Origin of the sequence: Bacillus litorisediminis (genome assembly GCF_022808645.1) — a bacterium.
GTDB lineage: Bacteria > Bacillota > Bacilli > Bacillales > JC228 > Bacillus_BF > Bacillus_BF litorisediminis.
Genome location: NZ_JAKZKT010000115.1, coordinates 1 through 1,572, shown reverse-complemented (window position 1 = coordinate 1,572; position 1,572 = coordinate 1). Strand labels below are relative to the sequence as shown.

The 1,572-nt window shown below is 37.7% G+C and carries 1 protein-coding gene; it reads left to right on the top strand.

Translation table 11 applies throughout. The annotated features are described in order from the left end of the window. Positions 1-66 precede the first annotated feature (66 nt). Positions 67-1,365 (top strand): IS91 family transposase, encoded by a 1,299-nt coding sequence (locus MLE14_RS22205; RefSeq protein ID WP_449237021.1) that lies wholly within the window; start codon positions 67-69, stop codon positions 1,363-1,365. Positions 1,366-1,572: the final 207 nt, after the last annotated feature.

Genomic DNA, 1,572 nt, shown 5'->3' with positions numbered 1-1,572 from the left:
AAAAAGATAAGAAAGTATAAATTTTTGGGTCTACCACGGTCGTTTGGACTGTGGTATTTTCAATTTATGGAGAGGAATATTCTTAAACAAATCTTTTTTGATGAAAATCAACATTGGGAAGCATTCAAAGAAAAACACGGAGCTAAAATCCGTCCAATCGTAATAAAGGAGGTTGAAAAATTTCGCGATTGTGGAGATCCAAAGAATGGATTTAAGCTACTTGTGTGTGAAGGATGCAACGATGTAAGAAAGATTCCGTACCGTTGTAAGGGGAGGTTTTGTACAACCTGCTCCGTAGGTGAAAGTGAAGAGTGGAGTCGTCTTCTTACAGATGAAGTGTTACAGGTTAATCATAGACATGTCATTTTTACTATTGATGAGGGTCTTCGAGATATTTTCTTACTTCATCGTCATTTACTAAAAGATTTTATGGATGAAGCTGCACGAATTATAATGGAGTTCTTTGAAAAGAAAGCAAAGATAACACCAGGAATAATTGCGGGACTTCATACATTCGGGTCAAGAGTGAACTTCAATCCCCATGTGCATATGTTAGTTACAATGGGAGGACTGACTAAAAAAGGTAAATGGAAATCGTACGATTTCCTGCCATTTGAGATGCTTCGAAAACAGTGGCAGACTGTTGTTTTAAAGTTAATTAGAAGGAATCTCTCAGAGAGAGAAAAGAAAAAGGTTCAGCCACGATTACAAAAGGCGTTCTCTAATAACGGAGAGGGCTTCTATGTGCATGCCCCCAAACAAAAAGGAAAGGTGAAAGAACAGCTTCGCTATATTGGACGTTATATTCGTCGACCTGCGATTGGTATTAATCGGATCGAGGCATATGATGGCCAGTATGTAACATTTAAATACATGGATAAGACGGATGGAAAAGAAAAGTTAGAAACGGTAACAGTAGAAGAATTCATAAGCCGTCTAATTCGACATATCCCGGACAAACAATTTAAGACAATCAGACACTATGGAATGTACTCGAGAAGAATCAAAAATCTATGTAAAAAAGTACTTAGTATTTGGCAACAAGAAGCTAAACGATGGATTGTGAAAGTGAAAAAGACATTAAGACGTCAAACGTGGAGGGAGAGAGTAGTATCAAGCGGTGCTAAAGACCCTCTCGTTTGTCCACATTGTGAGTGTTACTATGAATACAAGGGAGAAGTCTGTCTTGAAAATGGTAGACTTGAAATAAAAGTGGCACTTTGTCAAACGACGAGAGCTTATTTAGAAAGGACGATTGCATATCTCACCGGTATCCAGACACCGCAAAAAAGGAAAGAAAAAGAAGAAAAATATCAACCAATCCATGAAACAGAGCGTCAGCTATGTTTGTTTAGTGTGTCATGAAATAGAAGATATACCACTTCATATAGTAAGAGATTTTGATTTAATGGATGATGGGGATCCAACTACTCCCCCTATGTTTTCATGTGAAAAATGTGGAGGAGAAATGTACCCTGAGTATTATAAAGGAGTACAAGGGATAGAGTACAAAATATCAGACATACGCTAAACAAAAAAGGACCGGGCGGTTTTTGCCCGGTTTTTCTTAAT